General features: G+C 73.7%; 20 protein-coding genes. 15 read left to right on the forward strand and 5 right to left on the reverse strand.

The window, feature by feature from the left end:
• The first annotated feature begins 18 nt into the window (after nucleotides 1–18).
• On the forward strand, nucleotides 19–204 hold the full coding sequence (locus ACL03H_RS10820) for a hypothetical protein (RefSeq protein ID WP_412811018.1): 186 nt from the start codon (nucleotides 19–21) through the stop codon (nucleotides 202–204).
• A 146-nt stretch (nucleotides 205–350) separates the two neighbouring features.
• On the opposite strand, the gene cofC is transcribed toward ACL03H_RS10820, so the two are convergent.
• Nucleotides 351–980, reverse strand: coding sequence for a 2-phospho-L-lactate guanylyltransferase (gene cofC / locus ACL03H_RS10825; protein ID WP_412811019.1), 630 nt, complete (start codon nucleotides 978–980; stop codon nucleotides 351–353).
• 94 nt (nucleotides 981–1074) lie between these two features.
• Between cofC and ACL03H_RS10830 the strand changes: the two genes are divergently transcribed.
• The 6 genes from ACL03H_RS10830 to ACL03H_RS10855 all read left to right on the forward strand — a co-directional run bounded on the left by ACL03H_RS10830 (nucleotide 1075) and on the right by ACL03H_RS10855 (nucleotide 7675).
• Nucleotides 1075–1863 (forward strand): lysophospholipid acyltransferase family protein, encoded by a 789-nt coding sequence (locus tag ACL03H_RS10830; protein ID WP_412811020.1) that lies wholly within the window; start codon nucleotides 1075–1077, stop codon nucleotides 1861–1863.
• On the forward strand, nucleotides 1850–2869 hold the full coding sequence (locus ACL03H_RS10835; RefSeq protein ID WP_412811021.1) for an NAD(P)H-dependent glycerol-3-phosphate dehydrogenase: 1020 nt from the start codon (nucleotides 1850–1852) through the stop codon (nucleotides 2867–2869). The genes ACL03H_RS10830 and ACL03H_RS10835 overlap by 14 nt, the downstream gene beginning before the upstream one ends.
• Before the next feature lie 99 nt (nucleotides 2870–2968).
• On the forward strand, nucleotides 2969–4075 hold the full coding sequence (locus ACL03H_RS10840) for a cystathionine gamma-lyase (protein WP_412811022.1): 1107 nt from the start codon (nucleotides 2969–2971) through the stop codon (nucleotides 4073–4075).
• Between the two features lie 436 nt (nucleotides 4076–4511).
• Nucleotides 4512–4988: a cysteine dioxygenase gene (locus ACL03H_RS10845; protein ID WP_412811023.1), complete on the forward strand. Its 477-nt coding sequence runs from the start codon at nucleotides 4512–4514 to the stop codon at nucleotides 4986–4988.
• Nucleotides 4989–5133: 145 nt separating this feature from the next.
• Complete coding sequence (pdxR, locus tag ACL03H_RS10850; RefSeq protein ID WP_412811024.1) at nucleotides 5134–6573, forward strand: MocR-like pyridoxine biosynthesis transcription factor PdxR; 1440 nt, start codon at nucleotides 5134–5136, stop codon at nucleotides 6571–6573.
• A 10-nt stretch (nucleotides 6574–6583) separates the two neighbouring features.
• Nucleotides 6584–7675, forward strand: a complete 1092-nt coding sequence (locus ACL03H_RS10855; protein ID WP_412811025.1) for a D-alanine--D-alanine ligase family protein — start codon at nucleotides 6584–6586, stop codon at nucleotides 7673–7675.
• Nucleotides 7676–7729: 54 nt separating this feature from the next.
• Here the strand turns inward: ACL03H_RS10855 and ACL03H_RS10860 are convergent, their stop codons facing one another.
• Complete coding sequence (locus ACL03H_RS10860; RefSeq protein ID WP_412811026.1) at nucleotides 7730–8302, reverse strand: DUF3515 domain-containing protein; 573 nt, start codon at nucleotides 8300–8302, stop codon at nucleotides 7730–7732.
• 46 nt (nucleotides 8303–8348) lie between these two features.
• Nucleotides 8349–8582 (reverse strand): Lrp/AsnC ligand binding domain-containing protein, encoded by a 234-nt coding sequence (locus ACL03H_RS10865; protein ID WP_412811027.1) that lies wholly within the window; start codon nucleotides 8580–8582, stop codon nucleotides 8349–8351.
• 97 nt (nucleotides 8583–8679) lie between these two features.
• Here ACL03H_RS10865 and ACL03H_RS10870 point away from each other — a divergent pair, with 97 nt between their 5' ends.
• On the forward strand, nucleotides 8680–9645 hold the full coding sequence (locus tag ACL03H_RS10870; protein ID WP_412811028.1) for a thiamine-phosphate kinase: 966 nt from the start codon (nucleotides 8680–8682) through the stop codon (nucleotides 9643–9645).
• A gap of 55 nt (nucleotides 9646–9700) precedes the next feature.
• On the opposite strand, the gene ACL03H_RS10875 is transcribed toward ACL03H_RS10870, so the two are convergent.
• Nucleotides 9701–11044: an MFS transporter gene (locus ACL03H_RS10875; protein ID WP_412811029.1), complete on the reverse strand. Its 1344-nt coding sequence runs from the start codon at nucleotides 11042–11044 to the stop codon at nucleotides 9701–9703.
• A gap of 368 nt (nucleotides 11045–11412) precedes the next feature.
• On the opposite strand from ACL03H_RS10875, the gene ACL03H_RS10880 reads away from it, so the two are divergent.
• The gene (locus tag ACL03H_RS10880) at nucleotides 11413–12084 is read left to right on the forward strand and encodes a uracil-DNA glycosylase (protein WP_412811030.1); all 672 of its coding nucleotides are present in this window, start codon (nucleotides 11413–11415) and stop codon (nucleotides 12082–12084) included.
• A 326-nt stretch (nucleotides 12085–12410) separates the two neighbouring features.
• Nucleotides 12411–13001, forward strand: a complete 591-nt coding sequence (locus tag ACL03H_RS10885) for an Rv1733c family protein (RefSeq protein WP_412811031.1) — start codon at nucleotides 12411–12413, stop codon at nucleotides 12999–13001.
• A gap of 169 nt (nucleotides 13002–13170) precedes the next feature.
• On the opposite strand, the gene rpmB is transcribed toward ACL03H_RS10885, so the two are convergent.
• On the reverse strand, nucleotides 13171–13362 hold the full coding sequence (rpmB, locus tag ACL03H_RS10890; RefSeq protein WP_412811044.1) for a 50S ribosomal protein L28: 192 nt from the start codon (nucleotides 13360–13362) through the stop codon (nucleotides 13171–13173).
• Nucleotides 13363–13708: 346 nt separating this feature from the next.
• On the opposite strand from rpmB, the gene ACL03H_RS10895 reads away from it, so the two are divergent.
• From ACL03H_RS10895 to ACL03H_RS10915, 5 genes are all read left to right on the forward strand, one after another.
• The gene (locus tag ACL03H_RS10895; RefSeq protein ID WP_412811032.1) at nucleotides 13709–15286 is read left to right on the forward strand and encodes a DAK2 domain-containing protein; all 1578 of its coding nucleotides are present in this window, start codon (nucleotides 13709–13711) and stop codon (nucleotides 15284–15286) included.
• A gap of 116 nt (nucleotides 15287–15402) precedes the next feature.
• Complete coding sequence (recG, locus tag ACL03H_RS10900) at nucleotides 15403–17634, forward strand: ATP-dependent DNA helicase RecG (RefSeq protein ID WP_412811033.1); 2232 nt, start codon at nucleotides 15403–15405, stop codon at nucleotides 17632–17634.
• Nucleotides 17635–17825: 191 nt separating this feature from the next.
• Nucleotides 17826–21203, forward strand: coding sequence for a pyruvate carboxylase (locus ACL03H_RS10905; RefSeq protein WP_412811034.1), 3378 nt, complete (start codon nucleotides 17826–17828; stop codon nucleotides 21201–21203).
• Nucleotides 21204–21302: 99 nt separating this feature from the next.
• A complete protein-coding gene (locus tag ACL03H_RS10910) occupies nucleotides 21303–22157 on the forward strand; it encodes an SAM-dependent methyltransferase (RefSeq protein ID WP_412811035.1) in 855 nt (284 codons plus the stop codon).
• Between the two features lie 298 nt (nucleotides 22158–22455).
• Complete coding sequence (locus ACL03H_RS10915; RefSeq protein WP_412811036.1) at nucleotides 22456–22911, forward strand: L,D-transpeptidase; 456 nt, start codon at nucleotides 22456–22458, stop codon at nucleotides 22909–22911.
• Nucleotides 22912–22975: the final 64 nt, after the last annotated feature.

Consider the following 22975-nt stretch of genomic DNA (forward strand, 5'->3'; position numbering starts at 1 on the left):
GGGAGCCCCGGGCGGGCCGTGGGGCGCGGGGACGTGCCCGGTGCCCCGGTGCGCTGGGCGGAGGTGCGCCGGGGGGCGGGCTCGGCGGTGCCGTTTTTCGCCGCGCCGCTGGATCTCGTCCCGGTGGCCTTCCCGGTCGCCGCGGCGGACCCGGATCCGGCCGCCGTCGCCCGGCTCCCGCGAGCGGACTTCGACGAGGTCTGACGAGCACCGGCGGACCTGGCGGTCGACGAGGTCCGGCGTGGCGAGGGGGAGGGGGGCTCGTGATCGCTGCTGTCGGTACTCACAGGACCATTCTCACCCATCCGGCCGCCGAACCTCGACCTCTGTCATCGGGAACACCGCACAGGTCAGCGCGGGTGTTCCGCCGCGAGCCAGGCCGCGGTGCGGGCACCGAGCCCGAGCGCGGCGGCCCGGCGCAGGTCCTCGGCGGTGTCCACGTCGCGGCGCAGCGATTCGCCCGCGCCCGCCAGCTCCCGCGCCCCGGAGGCGGCGTGCGCGGCGGCCGAACCCGGACCGAACCGGGGATCCAGCGCGCCGCCGGGAGCGGCCAGCAGCAGCGTCGTCCCGGTTCCGAGGTGGTCCGGGACGAACGCGCGCTGCTCGCCCGCGCGCGCCAGGGCCGCGCCGAGCTCCGCCGGGCGCAGCGCCGGGAGGTCCGCCTGCAGCGCGCCGACCCGCCCCGCGCCGCGGCCGCGCAGCACCCGTTCCCCGTGCTCCAGCGCGGGATTGAGCCCGGCGGCCGGGCCGTCCGGCACCACCGCGACGCCCTCGGCGGCGAAGGAGCCGGCCAGCCGCGGATCGGAGGTCACGACCACGACCTCCCGCACCCCGGGCGCGTTCCGCGCCGCGTCCACCGCGTCGTGCGCGACGGCGGCCACCAGATCGGCGTGCTCGGCGGCGGGCCGGTCGTCGCGCAGCCGGGACTTCGCCCGGTGCAGCGGTTTGATCGGCACCAGCAAGGAGACGTCGGGGCTCATGCCGCCATCCTCCACCGGCAGCGGCCCACCGCCCGCCGCCCGGCGGTGCGGGCCGGGTAACTTGGCGGTCGCTTCCGGGCGAGAGGAGACAGGCGTGTCGGAACCGGCGAACCTCAAGCGATCGCGCAAGGGGACCAAGGAGCGGCCCCCGACCGCGGCGGGACGGTTCTGGCTGTGGCTGGCCGAGCTCGTGTTCTACCCGGTGACCGCGATGCTGGCCCGGGTCGAGGTGCGCGGTCTGGCGCACATCCCGGCGACCGGGCCCGCGCTGCTCGTGCTCAACCACGTCTCGCACCTCGACCCGCTCTACGACGGGGTCACCGTGCACCGCGCGACCCGGGTCCCCCGGTTCATGGCCAAGAACACGCTGTGGAACGTGCCGGTGCTGCGCAACGTGCTCAACGGCGTGGACCAGATCCCGGTCTTCCGGCAGACCGCCGACGCCCGCAAGAGCCTGGAGGCCGCGCACGACGCGCTGGAGTCCGGCAAGACGGTGATCATCTACCCGGACGGGACGGTCACCAAGGACCCGGAGGGCTGGCCGATGTCGCCGAAGCCCGGCGTCGCCCGGCTCGCGCTGGAGCACGACGTGCCGATCGTGCCGATCGCCCGCTGGGGCACCCGCGACGTCTACGACCACTACACGAAGAAGTTCCGGCCGTTGCCCCGCAAGACCGTCCACGTGCGGATCGGCGAGCCGCTGGACATGTCGGCGTACCGGGGCCGCGAGGCCGATCCGCAGGTGCTGCGCGAGATCAGCGAGCTGGCGATGGGACGGGTGCGGGACCTGCTCGGGGAGATCCGCGAGCAGCAGCCGCCCGCCGGGTTCTACTCCCCGCGCCGCCGCGAGGACCGGTCCCGGGGCGACGATGGCCGGGCCTGAGCCCAGGCCGCGCAAGGTCACCGTCCTCGGCGCCGGTTCCTGGGGCACCACCTTCGCGAAGGTGCTCGCCGACGCGGGCAGCGAGGTGGCGCTGTGGGCTCGCCGCGCGGAGGTCGCCGAGCGGATCAACACCGAGCACCGCAACCCCGGCTACGTGCCGGGCGTGCTGCTGCCGGAGTCGCTGCGCGCCACCGACGACGCGGCCGAGGCGCTGCACGGCGCGGGCGCGGTGGTGCTGGCCGTGCCCAGCCAGACGCTGCGGGAGAACCTGGCGGGCTGGCAGCCGCTGCTGCCGCCGGACGCCACGCTGGTCAGCCTCGCCAAGGGCGTCGAGCTCAGCACCCTCAAGCGGATGAGCGAGGTCGTCGCCGAGGTCGCGGACGTGCCGATGGACCAGGTCGCCGTCGTCTCCGGGCCGAACCTGGCGATGGAGATCGCCACCGAGCAGCCCACCGCGACCGTGGTCGCCTGCACCGACCACGAGCGCGCCGTCGCCCTGCAGGCCGCCTGCTCCACCGGTTACTTCCGCCCCTACACCAACACCGACCTGGTGGGCATCGAACTGGCCGGGGCGTGCAAGAACGTGATGGCGCTGGCCTGCGGCATGGCCGCGGGGCTCGGCTTCGGGCAGAACACGATGTCCTCGCTGATCACCCGCGGCCTGGCGGAGACGACGCGGCTGGGCGCGGCGCTCGGGGCCGAGCCGATGACCTTCGCCGGCCTGGCCGGGCTCGGCGACCTCGTCGCCACCTGCACCTCACCGCTGTCGCGCAACCGCACCTTCGGCGAGCGGCTGGGGCTCGGGGAGAGCCTGGAGCAGGCGCAGCGGGCCACCAACGGCCAAGTCGCCGAGGGCGTGAAGTCCTGCTCGTCGATCCGCGAGCTCGCCGCGCGACACGGCGTGGAGATGCCCATCACCGAGGTGGTGCACCGCGTCTGCCACGAAGGGCTCGGACCCGAACCGGGTGCGGCGCTGCTGCTGGGGCGGGAGCGCAAGCCGGAGTGACCGGCGGACGCGCCGCGCGGTGACCGCGGCCACGTGGCCCCCTCCCCGCCGCGGCGCCTAGATTCCCCGGCGGACGTCCGGTGGAACGAGGAGGCGCAGGTGGCGGAGAGCGCGAGCGGATTCGGCGACGGCACGAGGTGCGTGCACGGCGGCCACGGCGACTCGCGCCCCGGCGCCCCGCTGGCGCCTGGGCCCGTGTTCGCCGCGCCCTACCACCTCGGTGATCCGGGGGCGGACTTCTACGGCCGCGCGGGCAATCCGTCCTGGCGGGCGCTGGAGACCGCGATCGGTGAGCTGGACGGCGGGGAGTGCGTGCTGCTGCCGTCCGGGATGGCGGCGATCAGCACCGTGCTGCGCGCCCTGCTGCGCCCGGGCGACGGGTTGCTGGTGCCCAGCGACGGCTACTACGCGACCCGGCAGTTCGTGCACGAGGAGCTGGCCGGGCTCGACCTGCGGGTGCGGGAGGTCCCGACCCCCGGGCCCTGGACCGACGAGCTCTTCGACGGGGTCCGGCTGGTGCTGCTGGAGACGCCGTCCAACCCGGGCCTCGACGTGTGCGACATCGCCGAGCTCGCCACCCGGGCGCACCGCGCGGGCGCCCTGCTGGCGGTGGACAACACCACGGCCACCCCGCTCGGGCAACGGCCGCTGGAGCTCGGCGCCGACCTGTCGCTGGCCAGCGACACCAAGGCACTCACCGGCCACAGCGACGTGCTGCTCGGGCACGTCTCCACCGCGGACGCCGAGCTCGCGGCGCGGCTGCGCCGGGCCCGGACCCTGTCCGGGAGCATCCCGGGACCGTTCGAGACCTGGCTGGCGCACCGCAGCCTCGGCACCCTCGACCTGCGCCTGGCGCGGCAGGCCGAGAACGCGGCCGCGCTGGTCGAGGCGCTGCGCGGGCACCCGGCGGTGCGCGGGCTCCGCTGGCCCGGCTCGCCGCAGGACCCGGCGCACGAGGCGGCCCGCGCGCAGATGCGGCGGTGGGGCGGGGTGTTCCGGTTCGAGCTGGCCGACGCGGCGGCCGTCGAGGAGTTCGTGCGGCGCAGCTCGCTGGTGGTGGCGGCGACCAGCTTCGGCGGGCTGCACAGCACGGTCGACCGGCGGGCGCAGTGGGGCGACCCGGTCCCGCCGGGGTTCGTGCGCTTCTCCGCCGGCTGCGAGGACCGGGCCGACCTGGTCTCCGACGTCCTCGCCGCCCTGGGCTGAGGGCGGCCCGGGCCGGGCGCGGGGTGCCGGTGGCCGCACCCCGCCGGGCGAGCGGGCGCGGACCCGACTCCGCGCCCCGGTCCCCGGCAGGTGGTGCGCGCACCGCGGGCACGCGCCGTGATCAGCCGCACGACCGGGTGGCGAGGTGGTACGCGGCTTGACTGGTCGCCCCGGGCGCTGGTTCACTACTCGGCGTGTTGCGAGCCATGACCGATGGACGAGGTCACATCGACCTGCGCCGGGTGGCGAGCGCTCTTTGTCTCCAGCGGTGACCGAACCCGCTGACGATCCGACGGGAACCGGACGCGCCCGAGCGCCCCGTCCCCGGCACTCCTGATCCTGCTGCCCGGCCGCGCTGCGCGCCGCCCGGGCGGTGTCGGCGGGTTCCTCACCGCGGTCCGCGCTCCCGCACACCACGACAGCAGAGGAAGCTCCCGTGTTCGCCGTACCCCCCAACACCATCGCCGCCGCACCCGACCGCTCGCTCTCGCACCCGGTGCGGATCGCCCGCGAGCTCGCCGCCGACCGGGCCTCCTGGGCGAGCCTGCTGCGCTACGACCCCCTGCAGCGCTGGGCGGGGCTGATCGAGCGCACCGACACCCACGAGGCGTGGCTGCTGAGCTGGCTGCCCGGCCAGCGCACCGAGCTGCACGACCACGGCGGGGCCGCCGGAGCGTTCACCCTCGTCTCCGGCGCCGTCACCGAGCGCGTCGTGCGCGCGACCCCGACCGGCCCGGTCGAGGAGTGGCACCCGCTGGAGGCCGGGCAGTCCCGCGTCTTCGGTCCGGACCACGTCCACCAGGTCAGCAACGACGGACCGGACCCGGCGGTCACGCTGCACGTCTACCGTCCGGCGCGCGCCCGGATGACCCGCTACTCGCTGCACCCCGTCGACGGCCTGACCAGGGCCTGACCGCTCGTCCGCGGTCCGCGTCGCGGGCCCGGCCTCCGGTGCCGCTCCCGCGCGGCGGCTCCGGAGGTGGCGCGACCCGGGCTCCGAGGTCGGCGACTCCGCTCGGGGTGGCATCATCGGAAGTCCTGACGGGGGGATTCCTGAGATGCCACATCCGGTGCCCGCCGCGAGCGCACCGCTGCTGGAACCGGCGATCGAGCTGCGTCGCGACGAGGGACGGCCGCTCGCCGTGCAGCTCGCCGACGCGCTGCGGCGCGCGGCCGCGCTCGGCCAGCTCCGCGGTGGCGACCGGCTGCCCTCGACCCGGGCGCTGGCCCGGCACCTCGCCGTCAGCCGGACCGTGACCGCCGCCGCCTACGAGCAGCTGCACGCCGAGGGCTGGATCGTCGGCAGGCACGGCTCCGGCACCTACGTCACCACCACCCCGCCCGGCGCTCCCGCCGCGCAGCCGGAATCGGCGCCGGGCGGAGGGGGCGGCGCGCCCGCCGGGACGATCCGGCTGGTCCCGGGGAGCCCGTGGGTGAGCGGCATCGACCGCGCCGCCTGGCGCCGCGCCTGGCGGGCCGCCGCCGACCGGGATCCCGACGAGTTCCGCAGCCCAGCGGGAGTGGAGCAGTACCGCGAGGCCGTCGTCGAGCACCTGCTGCGACACCGGGGGATGGCCGCGGGCGGCCCGCACCCGGGCACCGTCCTCGCGACCGGCGGCACCACGGCCGCCCTCGCCGAGCTCGCCGCGAGCGCCCTCGGCCCCGGCGCCACCGTCGCGGTGGAGGAACCGGGCTACCAGCGGGCGGTGCAGACCCTGCTCGCGGCGGGGGTGACCGTGGTGCCCGCGCCGGTGGACCACGCCGGGATCGTGGTGCGGGACGTGCCCGCCGGGGTGCGGGCCGTGTACTGCTCCCCGGCGCACCAGTACCCGCTCGGCGGGAGGCTGCCCGCCGAGCGCCGGGTGGCGCTGGTGGAGCGCGCCCGCGCCGAGGGCTGGCTGATCGTGGAGGACGACTACGACGGCGAGCTGCGCTACGACGTGGCTCCGCTGCCCGTCCTCGCCTCGATGGCCCCGGACGTGGTGGTGCACCTGGGAACCACCAGCAAGATCCTCACCCCGACGCTCGGCGTCGGCTGGCTGCTCGGGCCGGAGCGGGTGGTCTCGCGGGTGCTGGAGCACCGCGAGCGGACCAGCACCGGGCCGGCTCCGGCGGGGCAGCGGGTGCTGGTGGAGTACGCGCGCAACGGCGACCTCGGTCGGCACCTGCGCCGGTTGCGCCGCGAGCTCTCGCAGCGCCGCGGGCTCGTGGTCTCCCGGCTCGCGGAGTCCGGGGTCGAGGTGTTCGGCGACGAGGCCGGGGCGCACGTGGTGCTGCCGCTGCCCTCGGCGGCCGCGGAGCAGCGCGTCGTGGCGCGGGCCGCGGCGCACGGCATCGTGCTCGACGGGCTCCGCAGGCATCATCACGGGCCCCATCGCTGGACCGGGATCGCGCTCGGTTACGCCTCGTGCTCACGCGGTGACCTGGAGCGTTCGACCGCTCTCGTCGCCCGGTGGTGCGGTGAGGAGGTCTCCGGCGGCGGGCCCGCCTCCAGGTAGGGTCCGGCCCATGACTGAGCGCAAGATCCGGGTGGCCGTCGTCTTCGGCGGACGGAGCACCGAGCACGGCGTCTCCTGCCTGTCCGCCGGCAGTGTCCTCGGCCACCTGGATCCGGAGCGCTTCGAGGTGGTCCCCGTCGGCATCACGCGCGAGGGGGCCTGGGTGCTGGGCACCTCCGACCCCGCCGAGCTGGCCCTCCGCGATCGGCAGGTCCCCGAGGTCGCGCAGGGCACGGCGGTGGCGCTGCCCGGCGACCCGACCCGGCGCGACCTGATCCTGGTCGAGCCCGGCCGCGGCGGCGAGGTCCTGTCCGGGGTCGACGTCGTGTTCCCGGTGCTGCACGGTGCTTTCGGGGAGGACGGCACCATCCAGGGCCTGCTGGAGATGGCCGACGTCCCTTACGCGGGGCCGGGTGTGCTCTCCAGCGCGGTGTCGATGGACAAGGAGTACACCAAGAAGCTGCTGGCGGCCGAGGGGATCGAGGTCGGCACCTTCGAGGTGCTGCGCCGTGATGAATCCACTTTGGACGAATCGCGCCGGGAGCGGATCGGCCTGCCCGCCTTCGTCAAGCCGGCCCGCGCGGGCTCCTCGCTCGGCATCACGAAGATCACCGACTGGGCGCAGTTGGACGAGGCCGTGGCGGAGGCGCGCCGAACCGACCCGAAGGTGATCATCGAATCCGCCGTCGTCGGGCGCGAGATCGAATGCGGCGTCCTGGAGTTCCCCGACGGGCGCGTGGAGGCCTCGCTGCCCGCCGAGCTGCGCGTCACCGGAACGGCCGAGTGGTACGACTACGAGTCCAAGTACCTCGACGACGTCACCGAGTTCGACATCCCCGCCAAGGTCGGCGACGACACCGTCGAGCGGCTGCGCACCACCGCGATCACCGCGTTCCGCGCGCTGGAGTGCCAGGGCCTCGCCCGGGTCGACTTCTTCGTCACCGAGGACGACCAGCTCATCGTCAACGAGGTCAACACCATGCCCGGGTTCACCTCGATCTCGCTGTACCCGCGGATGTGGGCCCAGACCGGCGTCGACTACCCGACCCTCCTGACCACCCTCATCGACACGGCCCGGGCCCGGGGCACCGGGCTGCGCTGAGCTCGGCGCGACGGCCCGCGCGATGCGGCGACGGGGCCGTTCACCTCGGCGGGGTCAGGGGAAGACCGGCTGCTTCGGCAGGGTGCGCAACTGCCGGGAGAGGTCCTGCACCGGGCCGCTGCCGGAGTTCTCGGGAGCCGTCAGGGCCACCCGCACCGGGCGGTCCACCGCCAGCCAGGACGTCGCGCCGCCTTCGGTGATCCGCAGCCAGCTCACCCCCGAGATGTCCACCAGCGGCGAGGTCGGGGTCAGCTCGGCGGGGTCGGTCAGCCCGCACCGCACGGTGATCGGATCGTGCCCGGAGTCGCCCCAGGCGACCGCGCCGGGCGGAACCGGCTCAGCCAGCTCGCGCCGCGGCACCCGCTCCCCGTCGACCTCCAGCTCGGCGGGCAGCCCCGCGAGCACGGCCGCGCACGCGGGTGCGGCGGCGTCCGGGGCCGGGATCGGCGGCAGCGCCAGCGGCCCGGTGCGCCGCGCCTGCTGCGCCGCCGCCACCCGCTCCCGCTCCTGGTGCTCGGTGAAGCGGGAGACCAGCCCGAGCGCGAGCACACCCGCCAGCAGCAGACCGCTGAGCACGAACGCCGTGATCAGCACCGGGCGGGGGAACCGGGGTTGTTCGTCGGACACGCGGTCCACTACAGCACGGCCGCCCGGTTCGGCCGGAGCCGGGCGCTCACAGGTGTACGACGGGACACGTCAGCGTCCGGGTGATCCCCTCCACGTTCTGGATGCCTGCGACGACCATCTTGCCCAGCTTGTCGACATTCTCGGCCTCGGCGCGCACGATCACGTCGTACGGTCCGGTCACGTCCTCGGACGTGAGCACGCCCGGAGCGCCGGAGATCTCGGCGGCGACGGCGGCGGCCTTGCCGACTTCGGTCTGGATGAGGATGTATGCCTGAACCACGGCGTGCCCCTTCGTCTAGTCCTGGTGCGGGGGGTAGGAAACTGGAAGAAAGCTACCCCATCGGGCCGAGCAAATGCTCAAGAAAGGGAGGTCTGACGTGGGTTCGGACACTTCGGCGCAGGACCAGACCGTGTCCGAGGCCGGTGAGTTCGGCCTCATCCAGCGGGTGACCTCCGGGCGGGCGCAGCCCGCCGCGACGCTGCTCGGCCCGGGCGACGACGCAGCGGTGCTCGCGGCCCCCGACGGGAGGGTGGCGGCGACCACGGACGTGCTGGTGGAGCAGGTGCACTTCCGGCTGGCGTGGTCGACCCCGCACCAGGTGGGGCGCAAGGCCGTCGCGGTGAACCTCTCCGATCTGGCGGCGATGGGCGCGGTGCCCACCGGCCTGCTGGTCGGCCTCGGCTGCCCGCCGGAAACCCCCACCTCGGTCGTGGACGAGCTCTCGGCGGGCATGTGGGAGGAGGCCCAGCGGGTCGGCGCGGGCCTCGTCGGCGGCGACATGGTGAGCGCTCCGGCGCTGACGATCTCCATCACGGCGCTGGGCGACCTGCAGGGCCGCGCCCCGGTGACCCGGTCCGGAGCCTGCCCCGGCGACGTGGTCGCGGTGGCGGGCAGGCTGGGCTGGGCGGCGGCCGGGCTCGCGGTGCTGGGGCGGGGATTCCGCTCACCGGTGGCGGTGGTGGGGGCGCAGCGGGTGCCCGAGCCGCCGTACGCGGCCGGGCCCGCGGCGGCGGACGCCGGCGCCACCGCGATGATCGACACCTCGGACGGGTTGCTGGCCGACCTCGGGCACGTCGCGGAGGCTTCCCAGGTCGGCATCGACCTGCGCGACGAGCTGATCGAGGTGCCGCAGCGGCTCACCGAGGTCGCTTCCGCGCTCGGCGCGGACGCCCGGCACTGGGTGCTCACCGGCGGTGAGGACCAGGCGCTCGCGGCGACGTTCCCGCCGGACCAGCCGCTGCCCGCGGGCTGGCGCGCGATCGGCGAGGTCGTCGAGGGCAGCGGGGTGACGGTCGACGGCGCGGCCTACGAGGGCCCGTCCGGCTGGGAGCACTGGCGCTGACCGAGCGAAAGGGCCCGGTGGAATCCCACCGGGCCCTCCCGCGTCCAGCCGAGGCTCAGCTCGTCGTGGCCGACGGGGCGCCCGGCACGTCGGACTCCTCCATCAGCGGCTTCCGCGCCGTCTCCTTCATGAGCAGGATCGGCACCAGCGCCACCAACGCCGCGCCCATCAGGTAGAACGCCGGGAAGAACGAGTTCCCGGTGGAGGTCACCGCCCAGTCGTTGATCAGCGGGGCGGTGCCGCCGAACACGGCGGTGGAGATGTTGTAGCCGACGCTGAAGGCCGCGTAGCGCACCTTCGTCGGGAACATCGCGGGCAGCGTCGCGGCCAGCGGGCCGATCAGCTGCACGTGCCCGACGCCCAGCAGCGTCAGCCCGAGCATCGTCGTGGCCATGGTGCCCTGCGAGATCAGCAGGAACGCCGGGTAGGGGAGCACGAGGAAGCAGATCGCCGCCGAGAGGAACAGCGGCTTGCGGCCGATCCGGTCCGAGAGCGCGCCGATCGGGGTGATGACCGCCATCATCAGCGCCACCACCAGCAGCAGCGGCACCAGCACCTCGTACTCCTGCCCCTCCGGGATCTGGAGGGTGTCGGTGAGGTAGCTCTCCATGTAGGTCAGGATCGTGTAGTTCGCGACGTTGATCAGAACCACGACGCCCATCAGGATCAGCAGCGGCCGCCAGTACTCGCGGACCAGGGACCGCAGCGGCGAGCGGGCGAGGTTGTCGCTCTTCTCCAGGTTCCGGAACGCCGGGGTGTCCTCCAGCTTGCTCCGCAAGTAGAGCCCGATCAGGCCGAGCGGGCCGGCCAGCAGGAACGGGATCCGCCAACCCCAGGACTCCATCGACTCCGCGGGCAGCACCAGGATGAGGACCGTCGGCACCAGCGCGCCGAGACCGAATCCCGCGAGCGTGCCGAATTCGAGCCAGCTGCCGTAAAAACCGCGTTTCCGGTTCGGGGCGAACTCGGCGATGTAGGTGGCCGCACCACCGTATTCACCGCCGGTGGAGAAGCCCTGCACCATGCGGCACAACAACAGCAGGATCGGTGCGAAAAGTCCGATCGTGTCGTAGTTGGGCAGGCAGCCGAGCAGGAATGTCGATCCGGACATCAGCAGGATCGTGATCGCGAGCACCTTCTGGCGCCCGATCCGGTCTCCCAGCGGTCCGAAGAACATGCTGCCCAGCGGACGCAGCAGGAAGGAGATCGCGAAGACGCCGAATGCGGAGACCGTCTCCCAGGGACCGGGGAAGAACTGGTGGCCCACGTAGCTCGCCACGTAGGCGTACACCCCGAAGTCGTACCACTCCGTTGTGTTCCCGATTGCCGCGGCACCGACCGCTCGCCGCAGCAGCGACCGCTGCTCCGGGCTTATCTCTTCCGTTTCCTGTGCAGTCATGGGTGTCCGTTCCACCTCCGGGTCGTGCCGTCCACGGCATGTGAACACGTTTGGAGTACTGGGGAACTTAGCCGAGGGGCTCCTCCCTGGCCACCAAAACGCCTATCCGTGTCCGTTTCGATAATTGTTGTGCTGCGGAAAACATCACCCCCGGGCGAGGTTTGCGCGCGGTCTCCGGCGGTCTTCCCGGACGGGGACGCTGGTCACGGGCGGCAATGGAGATCACGATCGTTGAGGCGGAGGAATGGCTCGTGCGGGGGTCGATGATGACGCGGCGAAGTGTGGGGCACAACACGTTGACCGCTGGTGATCGAACTGCGGCGGGGCGGCGGCCGTGCGATCCGGAGTGCTCGCTAGAGTGCGCGACCATGGCACGTCCGTTGCACGAGGTCGTCGAGGCAGGCTGGGCCGAGGCGCTGGAACCCGTCGCCGACCGGATCGGCGCGATGGGTGACTTCCTGCGCGCCGAGGTCACCGCGGGCCGGGAGTACCTGCCGTCCGGGGAGAACGTGCTGCGCGCCTTCCAGCAGCCGTTCCGCGACGTGCGCGTGCTCATCGTGGGCCAGGACCCGTACCCGACGCCCGGCCACCCGGTCGGCCTCAGCTTCTCCGTGGCGCCCGGGGTGCGGCCGCCCAAGAGCCTGATCAACATCTTCCGGGAGTACTGCGACGACCTCGGGCACCCGCGCCCGTCCAGCGGCGACCTGACGCCCTGGAGCGAGCACGGGGTGCTGCTGCTCAACCGCGCGCTCACCGTGCAGCCGGGCAAGCCCGCCTCGCACCGGGGGAAGGGCTGGGAGGCCGTCACCGAGCAGGCCATCCGGGCGCTCGCCGCCCGCGATCAGCCGATGGTGGCGATCCTGTGGGGCAACGACGCGCGCAGCACCCGCGTGATGATGCCGGGCGTGGAGTGCATCGAGTCGGTGCACCCGAGCCCGATGTCGGCCGACCGCGGCTTCTTCGGCACCCGCCCGTTCAGCCGGGCCAACGAGATCCTCGCCCGGGCCGGTGCCGAGCCGGTCGACTGGAAGCTGCCCTGATCGCTGGGCCCGAGTTCTGGGCATCACGCTGAGTGGTCGGAGGTGGGTCGCGGAGCCCGCGACCCGGGGTCGTTCGTGACGGGGCGTCGTCGTCGTTCCGGTACCCCCCGTCGCTGACCACGCCCGCTTTCGTGATCGTTCGAGGCGCCTCCGAGCAGCCGTTCCGGTGTGCTCGCGGCGGTGCGCCCGAGTTGCACGCACCGTGTTCGTCGGCTGCCCTGGGAGGCAGGGCCGAGCTCCCGTTCGGCGGATGGATTTCGCCCTCCGCCGGTCGTACATTCGGTTCCTGCGGTGAACTTGGGCTCGCCGACGGAAGAGGGCTCGTCATGGGTGCCGGACCGGTCAGTTCAGGAGTCCTGGCGCGGCTGCGGCGCGGCCTGTGGCCAGGGGACAACCCCCTGCGACGGCGCACCGATCTGTTCGAACCGATCGCGCTGCTGGTGATCGTGCTGGCGGCCGCGGTGGTTCTCGTCGCCTCGTTCGCGGCGTCCCAGGCGGTGCTGCGCGACCGCATGGCCGAGGTCAACGCCGAGCGCGCGGACCGCCACCAGGTGACGGCCCAGGTGCTCGGGGAGGTCCCGGGTGGCAGCTCCGCGATCCGCGCCGTGGAGGTCGCCTGGGGCGACCCGCCCGCCCCGCGGCACGCGGCGGTGATCGAGATGTCCACCGCGACCCCGCTCGCGGACACCGCGCAGATCTGGGTCGACCGCGCGGACCGGCCTACCCCGCCGCCGCGCACGCCGTCCGAGGCCACCCAGGCCGCCGGGACCGCGGGCGCCGCGGTGCTGTTCGGCTCCGGCCTCGTCCTCGCCGGGACGTACGCGGGCGCCCGCCGGTACGTCGGCAGGCGGCGCCTCGCCGCCTGGGAGCAGGAATGGGCCCGGGTAGGTCCCCGCTGGCGCCACCACCTGCGGTGAGGGCATCACCGTGCACGAGCGCGCAGGCTTCGGGCGGCGGAACCGGCCGGGGCGGTTCCGCCGCTAGCGGACGCGCCGCTGAAGGGCGGCATCGGCGCGCGGACCGGCCGCGCACGCTGAAGACCCCGGGGCGGTCGGGCCGCCCCGGGGTCGATGAGTCAGCGCGCGGTCAGCCGCGGACGACCTTGCCCGCCTTGAGGCAGGAGGTGCACACGTTCATGCGCTTGCGCTGGGACAGACCGATCTTGGCGCGCACGGTCTGGATGTTCGGGTTCCACCGGCGACGGGTCTTCCGGTGGGAGTGCGAGACCGAGTTACCGAAGCCCGGACCCTTACTGCAGACGTCGCAGACGGCAGCCACGTCAGACACCCCTTAACTTTGCGTTCGACGTCCTCCCACGCCCGCGGCGGGGAAGCCTGAGTTCGGTTGCGGCGATGGATCCATGCGAGCGCTGCCCGCTGGGAGGACCGGACGGACCGGTCCGCGTACCGCTGGGCTTGCTGCTCGCCGGTCTCCCCGGCGATCTCCTCCCGGCGCGGAGCCGGGATGACCTGCATGCCATGACGGGTGCCCTGGGTCATCGCCACCCGGGACCCGGCAAGACTACCCCACGCCCCGGACGGCTTCGTCGGCCCCTGACATGCGGCGTCGCGGCGCGCCCCCAGCGCGGACGTTCGGCCCGGGGCCGTTGGCCTAGGCTGCCGGTGTGGTGGGGAGTCCTGAGGCGCCGCCGGAGTTCGGTGCGGAGGCGGCGCGGCGATGGGCGCGGGACGCGGTGGCGGCGCTGGCGCGGGACCGCGCCGCGCTCGACCTGATCAACGTGTACCCGGTGGCCGACGGCGACACCGGGACCAACCTGCTGCACACCATGAGCGCCGCGTTGGACGCGGTCGAGGCGCTGCCCGCCCCGGAGCCGCTGGGCGCGGTGCTCGCGGCCCTCGCCGAGGGAGCCCTGGCGGGGGCACGCGGGAACTCCGGGATGCTGCTGTCCCAGGTGCTGCGCGGCCTGGCCGAACAGCTGCGGGGCGCGGCGGAGCTGGACGGGGACGCGCTGGGCGCGGCGCTGCGGCGCGCGGATTCGCTGGCGACCGCCGCTGTCGCGGAACCGGCGGACGGCACGATGCTGTCGGTGCTGCGCGCGGCCTCGCGCGCCGGCGGCGCGGACCTCGGCGACGCGGTGCGGCGCACGACGACGGCGGCGATCCGGGCGCTGGAGCGCACCACCTCGCAGCTGCCCGCCCTGGCCGACGCGGGCGTGGTGGACGCGGGCGGCCGCGGCCTGGTGGTGCTGCTGGACGCGCTGCACGCCGCGGTGCACGACGGCGACCGGCTCGCCCCGGATCCCCCGGCCGCGGGCGTGACCGCGCCCGCCGAGCACACCGGCTACGCCTACGAGGTGATGTACCTGCTCGGGCAGGCGGCGGACGACGGGATCGCCCGGCTGCGCGCGGTGCTGGCGGAGCTCGGCGACTGCGTCTCGGTGGTCGGCGACGGCGCCGGGGCCTGGGCGGTGCACGTGCACTGCGACGACATCGGCGGTGCCATCGAGGCGGGCATCGAGGTGGGCCGCCCCAGCCGGATCCAGGTGCAGCGGTTCGCCGACCAGGTCGCCGGACACCCGGTGGGGCGCGCGATCCTGGCCTGCGTCGCGGGCGACGAGCTGGCGGAGCTGTTCCGGGCGGAGGGCGCGGAGGTGCTGCGGCTCGGCGCGGCGGACCCGTCGGTGGCCGAGCTGGTCGCGGCGATCGAGCGGACCAGGGCCGCGCACGTGGTGCTGCTGCCCAACGCCGAGACGATCACCGAACTCGCCGAGCTGGCCGCGAAGCGCGCGGTGCGCGACCACCGGGACGTCGTGGTGGTGCCGACCGCGTCCCCGGTCCAGGGCCTCGCCGCGCTCGCGGTGCACGACCCCGCCCGGCGCAGCCCGGACGACGCGGTGGTGATGGCGGAGGCCGCGGCCGCGACCCGGCGCGGGGAGCTGCGCCTGGCCGACTCGGAGGCGCTGACCTGGGCGGGTCGCTGCGAACCCGGCGACGTGCTCGGGTTGGTGGACGGCGAGGTGGTGCTGGTGGGGGGCGATTTCCTCGCCGTGGCAACGGATCTGGTGGACCGGATGCTGACCGCGGGCGGTGAGCTGGTGACCGTGCTGGTGGGCGTCGGGGCTCCGGCGTCGGTGCCGGACCGGCTCGTCGAGCACCTGGCGCGGCACCGGCCCGAGGTGGAGTGCGTCCACTACCCGGCGGGGGAGCTGCCCGGCTCCGCGCTGCTGCTGGGGGTGGAGTAGCGGCCCCGGCGCGGGCGGGGCGGCGGCGCCGTGTCCACCGCACCGTCCGACCGGACGTCGTCCCGGTCCGATAACTTCGGTGCGGCGACACGGGCAGGCGACACGGGCAGGGCGGAATGACCACTTCGGATGCGGGTCTCGACCGGGTGCTGGGCGCGAAGACCGCGGAGGCGCTCGAATCCGCGCTCGGTCTGTCCACTGTGGGCGATCTGTTGCGGCACTACCCGCGCCGCTACGCGGAACGGGGCGAGCTGACCGCCATCGCCGGGCTGGAGCTCGACGAGCACGTGACCGTGCTGGCGAAGGTGGAGCGGGTGTCGAAGCGGAGCATGCGCTCCCGGCGCGGCACCATCGTGGAAGCCCGGATCACCGACGGCCATCGCTCGTTGACCTGCACCTTCTTCAACCAGGCCTGGCGGGAGCGGGAGCTGGTCCCGGGCCGTCAGGGCATGTTCGCGGGGAAGGTGACGGCCTACCGCGGCTCCTTCCAGCTCGCCCATCCCGAGTACCAGCTCTTCGACGGCGAGGACGCGGGCCAGGCCGGTTCGGCGGCGGAGGAGTTCGCCGGCGCGCTCATCCCCGTCTACCCGTCGGCCCAGGGGCTGCCGTCCTGGTCGCTGGCCCGCTGCGTCCGCCAGGTGCTCGACACCTGGGACGGCGACGAGGACCCGCTGCCCGCCGAGCTGCGCACCGAGCACGGGCTGCTCGGGCTGGAGGCGGCGCTGCGCACGATCCACCACCCCCGGGACCACGAGGAGGTCGCCGCCGCGCAGAACCGGCTGAAGTGGGACGAGGCGCTCTCGGTGCAGCTGGTGCTCGCCCGGCTGCGGGAGTCCGCACACGAGCGCCCCGCGCCGTCCTGCCCGCGCCGCGAGGACGGGGTGCTCGCGGAGTTCGACCGCCGGCTCCCGTTCCAGCTCACCGGCGGCCAGTCCGAGATCGGGACGGAGATCGCGCACGACCTGGCGGGCGAGCAGCCGATGAACCGGTTGGTGCAGGGCGAGGTGGGCTCCGGCAAGACCGTGGTGGCGCTGCGCGGGATGCTCCAGGTCGTCGACTCCGGGAGGCAGGCCGCGATGCTCGCGCCCACCGAGGTGCTCGCCGCCCAGCACGCCCGGTCGCTGTCCGAGCTGCTCGGCGACCTCGGTGCGGCGGGAGAGCTCGGCGCCGCCGAGCGGTCCACCCGGGTCACCCTGCTCACCGGTTCGCTGCCCGCCGCCGCGCGCAAGAAGGCGTTGCTGGAGGCGGCCTCCGGGGAGGCCGGCATCGTCGTGGGCACCCACGCGCTGATCCAGGACCGGGTCTCCTTCGCCGATCTCGGCCTCGTCGTCGTCGACGAGCAGCACCGCTTCGGCGTGGAGCAGCGGGACGCGCTGCGCGCCCGCGGCGGCACCGGCACCGCGCCGCACGTGCTGGTGATGACGGCGACGCCGATCCCCCGGACGGTGGCGATGACCGTCTACGGAGACCTGGAGACCTCCGCGCTGCGCGAGCTGCCCAGCGGCCGCTCTCCGATCGCCACCAGCGTGGTGCCGGTGGCGGAGAAGCCCGGCTGGCTGGACCGCGCCTGGGAGCGCGTGCGGGAGGAGGTCGCCGCCGGGCACCAAGCCTACGTGGTGTGCCCGCGCATCGGCGACGACGAGCAGCACCCGCCGAAGAAGGGCGCCAAGCGGCCGCGCACCGACGACGGCGTGGACGAGCCGGAGGACGCGGGCGCCGGCACCGACGAGCGCCGCCCGCCGCTTGCGGTGCTGGAGGTGGCCGAGCGGCTGGCGGCCGGCCCGCTCGCGGGGCTGCGGCTGGGCGTGCTCCACGGCAGGCTCGCCGCCGACGACAAGGACGCGGTGATGCGCGCCTTCGCGAACGGCGAGCTGGACGTGCTGGTGGCCACCACCGTCGTCGAGGTCGGTGTGAACGTGCCCAACGCGACCGCCATGGTGATCATGGATGCGGACCGGTTCGGGGTGAGCCAGCTGCACCAGCTGCGCGGCCGGGTCGGCCGCGGCTCCGCGCCGGGACTGTGCCTGCTGGTGAGCGAGGCCGTGGCGGGCACCTCCACCCGGGACCGGCTGGACGCGGTGGCGTCCACGACGGACGGCTTCGAACTGGCCCGCCTGGACCTGGAGCTGCGCCGGGAGGGCGACGTGCTGGGCGCGGCGCAGTCCGGTCGCCGCTCCGGGCTGAAGATGCTCTCGTTGCTGCGGGACGAGGACGTGATCGCCGAAGCGCGGGAGGCGGCGCAGCGCTACGTCGCCGAGGATCCCGGGCTGGGAGGACATCCCGGATTGGCGCGAATGGTCGCCGAAGTGGTCGACGCGGACCGCGCGGAGTACCTGGAGAAGAGCTGACGAACTCCGGCCAGATATTGCGCTTTCGGGAACATGCGCGGAATTTCTCCGCGCCAGGGCTTGTGCCGCCCGGCGGAAATCGCAGGTCACCCTGGTCTGATGAGGTGGGTCACAGGTTCGCTCTCTCGTAGTGCGGAATTTTCGCGGTACGGTTCACGGGCCGCCCGACACCCGTCCAGGAGGTAGCCCGGATGTTCCGCAAGATCCTCGTCGCCAACCGCGGCGAAATCGCGATCCGCGCCTTCCGCGCGGGCTACGAGCTCGGCGCGGGCACCGTCGCTGTGTTCCCGCACGAAGATCGCAACTCGCTGCACCGCCTCAAGGCCGACGAGTCGTACGAGATCGGCGAACCCGGCCACCCCGTCCGCGCCTACCTCTCCGTGGAGGAGATCGTCGAGGCCGCGCGGAAGTCGGGGGCCGACGCCGTCTACCCCGGTTACGGCTTCCTGTCCGAGAACCCGGACCTCGCGAAGGCCTGCGGGGAGGCCGGGATCACCTTCGTCGGCCCCGGCCGCGAGATCCTGGAGATGACGGGCAACAAGGCCACCGCCGTGGCCGCCGCCCGCGACGCCGGCGTACCCGTGCTCGACTCCTCCGCGCCCTCGGCCGACATCGACGAGCTGCTCTCCGTCGCGGAGTCCATCCAGTTCCCCGTGTTCGTCAAGGCGGTCGCGGGCGGCGGTGGGCGCGGTATGCGCCGGGTGGCCGAGTTCGGCGCCCTGCGCGAAGCGCTCGAGGCGGCGATGCGCGAGGCCGAGTCCGCGTTCGGCGACCCGACGGTCTTCCTGGAGCAGGCCGTGGTCAACCCGCGGCACATCGAGGTGCAGATCCTCGCCGACGGCACGGGCGACGTGATCCACCTGTTCGAGCGGGACTGCTCGGTGCAGCGGCGGCACCAGAAGGTCATCGAGATCGCGCCCGCCCCGAACCTCGACCCCGAGCTGCGCGAGCGGATCTGCGCGGACGCCGTCGCCTTCGCCCGCAAGATCGGCTACGTGAACGCGGGAACCGTCGAGTTCCTCGTCGACGAGCAGGGCAGGCACGTGTTCATCGAGATGAACCCGCGCATCCAGGTCGAGCACACCGTCACCGAGGAGGTCACCGACGCCGACCTCGTGCAGTCCCAGATCCGCATCGCCGCCGGGGAGACCCTGGCGGACCTGGGCATGACCCAGGACTCGGTGCGGCTGCGCGGCGCGGCGCTGCAGTGCCGCATCACCACCGAGGACCCCACCAACGGATTCCGGCCCGACACCGGCATGATCAGCGCCTACCGCTCGCCGGGCGGCGCGGGAATCCGGCTCGACGGCGGGACCGCGTTCGCGGGCACCAGCATCAGCGCGCACTTCGACTCGATGCTGGTGAAGCTGTCCTGCCGGGGTCGCGACTTCCCGACCGCGGTGGCGCGCGCGCGGCGCGCCGTCGCCGAGTTCCGCATCCGCGGCGTGTCCACGAACATCCCGTTCTTGCAGGCGGTGCTGGAGGACGAGGACTTCGCCGCGGGGCGCGTCACCACCTCGTTCATCGAGGAGCGACCGCACCTGCTGACCGCGCGGCACTCCGCCGACCGCGGGACGCGGCTGCTCAACTACCTCGCCGACGTGACGGTGAACAAGCCGAACGGACCGCGGCCCACGGTGCCCGACCCGGTGTTCAAGCTGCCGGACATCGACCTCGGCACGACCCCGCCGGAGGGATCCAAGCAGCGGCTCACCGAGCTCGGGCCGGAGGGCTTCGCCCGGTGGATGCGGGAGTCCGACGCCCTCGGCGTCACCGACACCACCTTCCGCGACGCCCACCAGTCGCTGCTGGCGACCCGGGTGCGCAGCAAGGACCTGCTCGCCGTGGCTCCCCACGTGGCGCGGATGACCCCGGAGCTGCTGTCCCTGGAGTGCTGGGGCGGCGCGACCTACGACGTGGCGCTGCGGTTCCTCGCCGAGGACCCCTGGGAGCGGCTGGCCAAGCTGCGCGAGGCGGTGCCGAACATCTGCCTGCAGATGCTGCTGCGCGGGCGCAACACCGTCGGCTACACGCCCTACCCGACCGAGGTGACCGAGCACTTCGTGCAGGAGGCCGCCGACACCGGCATCGACATCTTCCGCATCTTCGACGCGCTCAACGACGTCGAGCAGATGCGCCCGGCGATCAGCGCGGTGCGCGAGACCGGGAAGTCCGTGGCCGAGGTCGCGCTGTGCTACACCGGCGATCTGCTGGACCCGGCGGAGCGGATCTACACGCTGGACTACTACCTGCGGCTGGCCGAGCAGATCGTCGACGCGGGCGCGCACGTGCTGGCCATCAAGGACATGGCCGGGCTGCTGCGCGCCCCGGCCGCCGCGGAGCTGGTCACCGCGCTGCGCCGCGAGTTCGACCTGCCGGTGCACCTGCACACCCACGACACCCCCGGCGGGCAGCTCGCGACCTACCTCGCGGCGCTCCAGTCCGGTGTGGACGCCGTGGACGGGGCCGTGGCCTCGCTGGCGGGGACCACGTCGCAGCCCGCGCTGTCGTCGGTCGTGGCCGCGACCGACCACACCGACCGGGCCACCGGGCTGGACCTGCGCGCGGTCTGCGACCTGGAGCCCTACTGGGAGTCGGTGCGCAAGGTCTACCAGCCCTTCGAGGCGGGGCTGGCCGCACCGACCGGCCGGGTGTACCGGCACGAGATCCCCGGCGGGCAGCTGTCGAACCTGCGCACCCAGGCCGTCGCGCTGGGACTCGGCGACAAGTTCGAGGAGATCGAGGCCATGTACGAGGCGGCCGACCGCATCCTCGGCCGCCTGGTGAAGGTCACGCCCTCGTCGAAGGTCGTCGGCGACCTCGCGCTGCACCTGGTGGGCGCCGGGGTGGACCCGGCCGATTTCGAGGCCGATCCGCGCCGCTTCGACATCCCGGACTCGGTGATCGGCTTCCTGCAGGGCGAGCTCGGCGAGCCGCCCGCGGGCTGGCCGGAGCCGTTCCGCACCCGGGCGCTGGAGGGGCGCACCGCGGGCCGAGCGCTCGCGGAGCTCACCGCCGAGGACCGCCAGGGGCTGCTGGACGATCGCCGGGGCACGCTGAACCGGCTGCTGTTCGCCAAGCCCACCGAGGAGTTCACCGAGCACCGCGAGGCCTACGGCGACACCTCCCTGCTGCGCAGCAAGGACTTCTTCTACGGCCTGCGGCCGGGGGAGGAGTACTCGGTGGACCTGGACCCGGGGGTGCGGCTGCTCATCGGGTTGGAGGCGATCAGCGAGGCCGACGATCGCGGGATGCGCACGGTGATGGCGATCCTCAACGGTCAGCTGCGCCCGATCCAGGTCCGGGACCGCTCGGTGGCCACCGACCTGCCGGTGGCGGAGAAGGCCGACCGCTCCAACCCGGGTCACGTGCCCGCTCCGTTCGCCGGGGTCGTCACGCTCGCCGCCGCCGAGGGCGACCAGGTCACCGCCGGGCAGAGCATCGCGACCATCGAGGCCATGAAGATGGAGGCCGCGATCACGGCCCCGCGGGCCGGCCAGATCAAGCGCCTCGCCATCGGCGAGGTGCAGCAGGTGGAGGGCGGCGACCTCATCGCTGAGATCGCCTGATCACTCGTTCGGCGGAGGGCGCGGTCGCGTGGCGGCCGCGCCCTCCGCGTTCTCGCTGAGCTCGGAGTCGTGCAAGATCTTGCAGGTACCGTTGCATCGATGCGGGACTCCTCCGAACGGTGGGCCGCCGCACACCTGACGGAGGAACCCGTGCCGGAGCTGCCCCGAGGCGCTGACATCAGCAGGTCGAGCGCGTCCCGCGTCTACGACTACGGCCTCGGCGGGTCGCACAACTTCGAGGTCGACCGCCGGGTGCTCGACGAGATCAAGAAGATCTTCCCGGCGACCCCGCAGCCGGCCAGGGACAACCGCGCCTTCCTCGGTCGCGCGGTGCGCCACTGCCAGCGGCGGGGGATCCGGCAGTTCCTCGACCTGGGCTCCGGGATCCCCACCGTCGGCAACGTGCACGAGATCGCGCAGCGGGGCGATCCGCTGGCCCGGGTGGTGTACGTCGACATCGATCCGGTGGCGGTCGCCTGCGGCCGGGCGCTGCTGCGGGGCCGGGAGCGCACCCGGGTCCTGCAGGCCGACATGCGCCGGCCCCGGTCGGTCCTGGACCACCCGGAGACCCGGGAACTGCTGGACTTCGCCGAGCCGGTGGCCGTGCTCATGGTCGCGATGACGCACTACCTCGCCGACGAGGACGACCCGGCGGGCGTGCTCGCCGCCTACCACCGGGTGATGTCGCCCGGTTCGTTCCTGGTGTTCTCGCACATGACCGCCGACGACCACCCCGAGGTCCACCGCACGGTCGAGGCGTTCAACGCGGGCAGCTCGGACCGCCTGGTGCTGCGCTCCCGGGAGGAGATCGCCGCGCTGCTGGCCGGCTTCGAGTTCGTCGAGCCCGGACTCGTGCATCCCGCGGCCTGGCGCCCGGACGGTCCGCTCGCCGCCGGGCACGATCCCTCGCTGGCGGCCTGCTACGCGGGAGTGGCCGCCCCGATCCCGGGCTGATGAGGCCCCGCCCGACGGGCGCGCGCACGCCGAGCGCACCGCTGGTGGCGCGCGGCGCGATTCTCACCCGGAGGGCGCAACGCCGACCCCGGGTCCGGTCATCGAGATCGGGAAGTTCCCGCAGCGCAACGGGAATCTGATCTCCTCGTGCGGAACTCCCCGGCACGGCTGGGATTCGTGGGGCCGTTGTGGTGAAAACGTTGGCAACACGGGTGATTCGCGTACCCGCGCCGTATTCGAACGCCCGTGCCTGTGGCACTGTGGAGTGACAAGCGCAGGCAGGAAGGACGTGAAGCCCATGCGCAACGTGAACCACCGCCTCGGAAAAGTGATCGCTGTGGCCGCGCTCGTCGCGGGAGGAGCCCTCACCGGTACGGCGGCGTACGCGGACGCCGGGGACGTGACCCCGTGCCAGGCGACCGCCAAGGCGTGCGTGGACCTGTCGTCCAAGCAGGCGTGGCTGCAGGAGAACGGCACCGGCTTCTACGGCCCGGTCCCGCTCACCTCCGGCAAGCAGGGGGCCGAGACCCCGGTCGGCACCTTCACGGTGCAGTGGAAGGACGCCGACCACGTCAGCACCGAGTTCAACAACGCGCCGATGCCGAACTCGGTCTTCTTCACCAAGACCGGCGTGGCCTTCCACGAGGGCAGCCTCGAACGGGAGTCCAACGGCTGCGTCCACCTCTCCACCACGGCGTCGAAGAAGTTCTTCGACACGCTGAACCCGGGGGACGAGGTCCAGGTCGTGCAGTGACCCCTCGGGGTCCTGGCGGAGGGGGGGGGGGGGGGGGGGAACAACCCCCCCCCCCCCCCCGCAC

This window comes from Saccharopolyspora antibiotica (assembly GCF_047200635.1).
Lineage (GTDB): Bacteria > Actinomycetota > Actinomycetes > Mycobacteriales > Pseudonocardiaceae > Saccharopolyspora_C.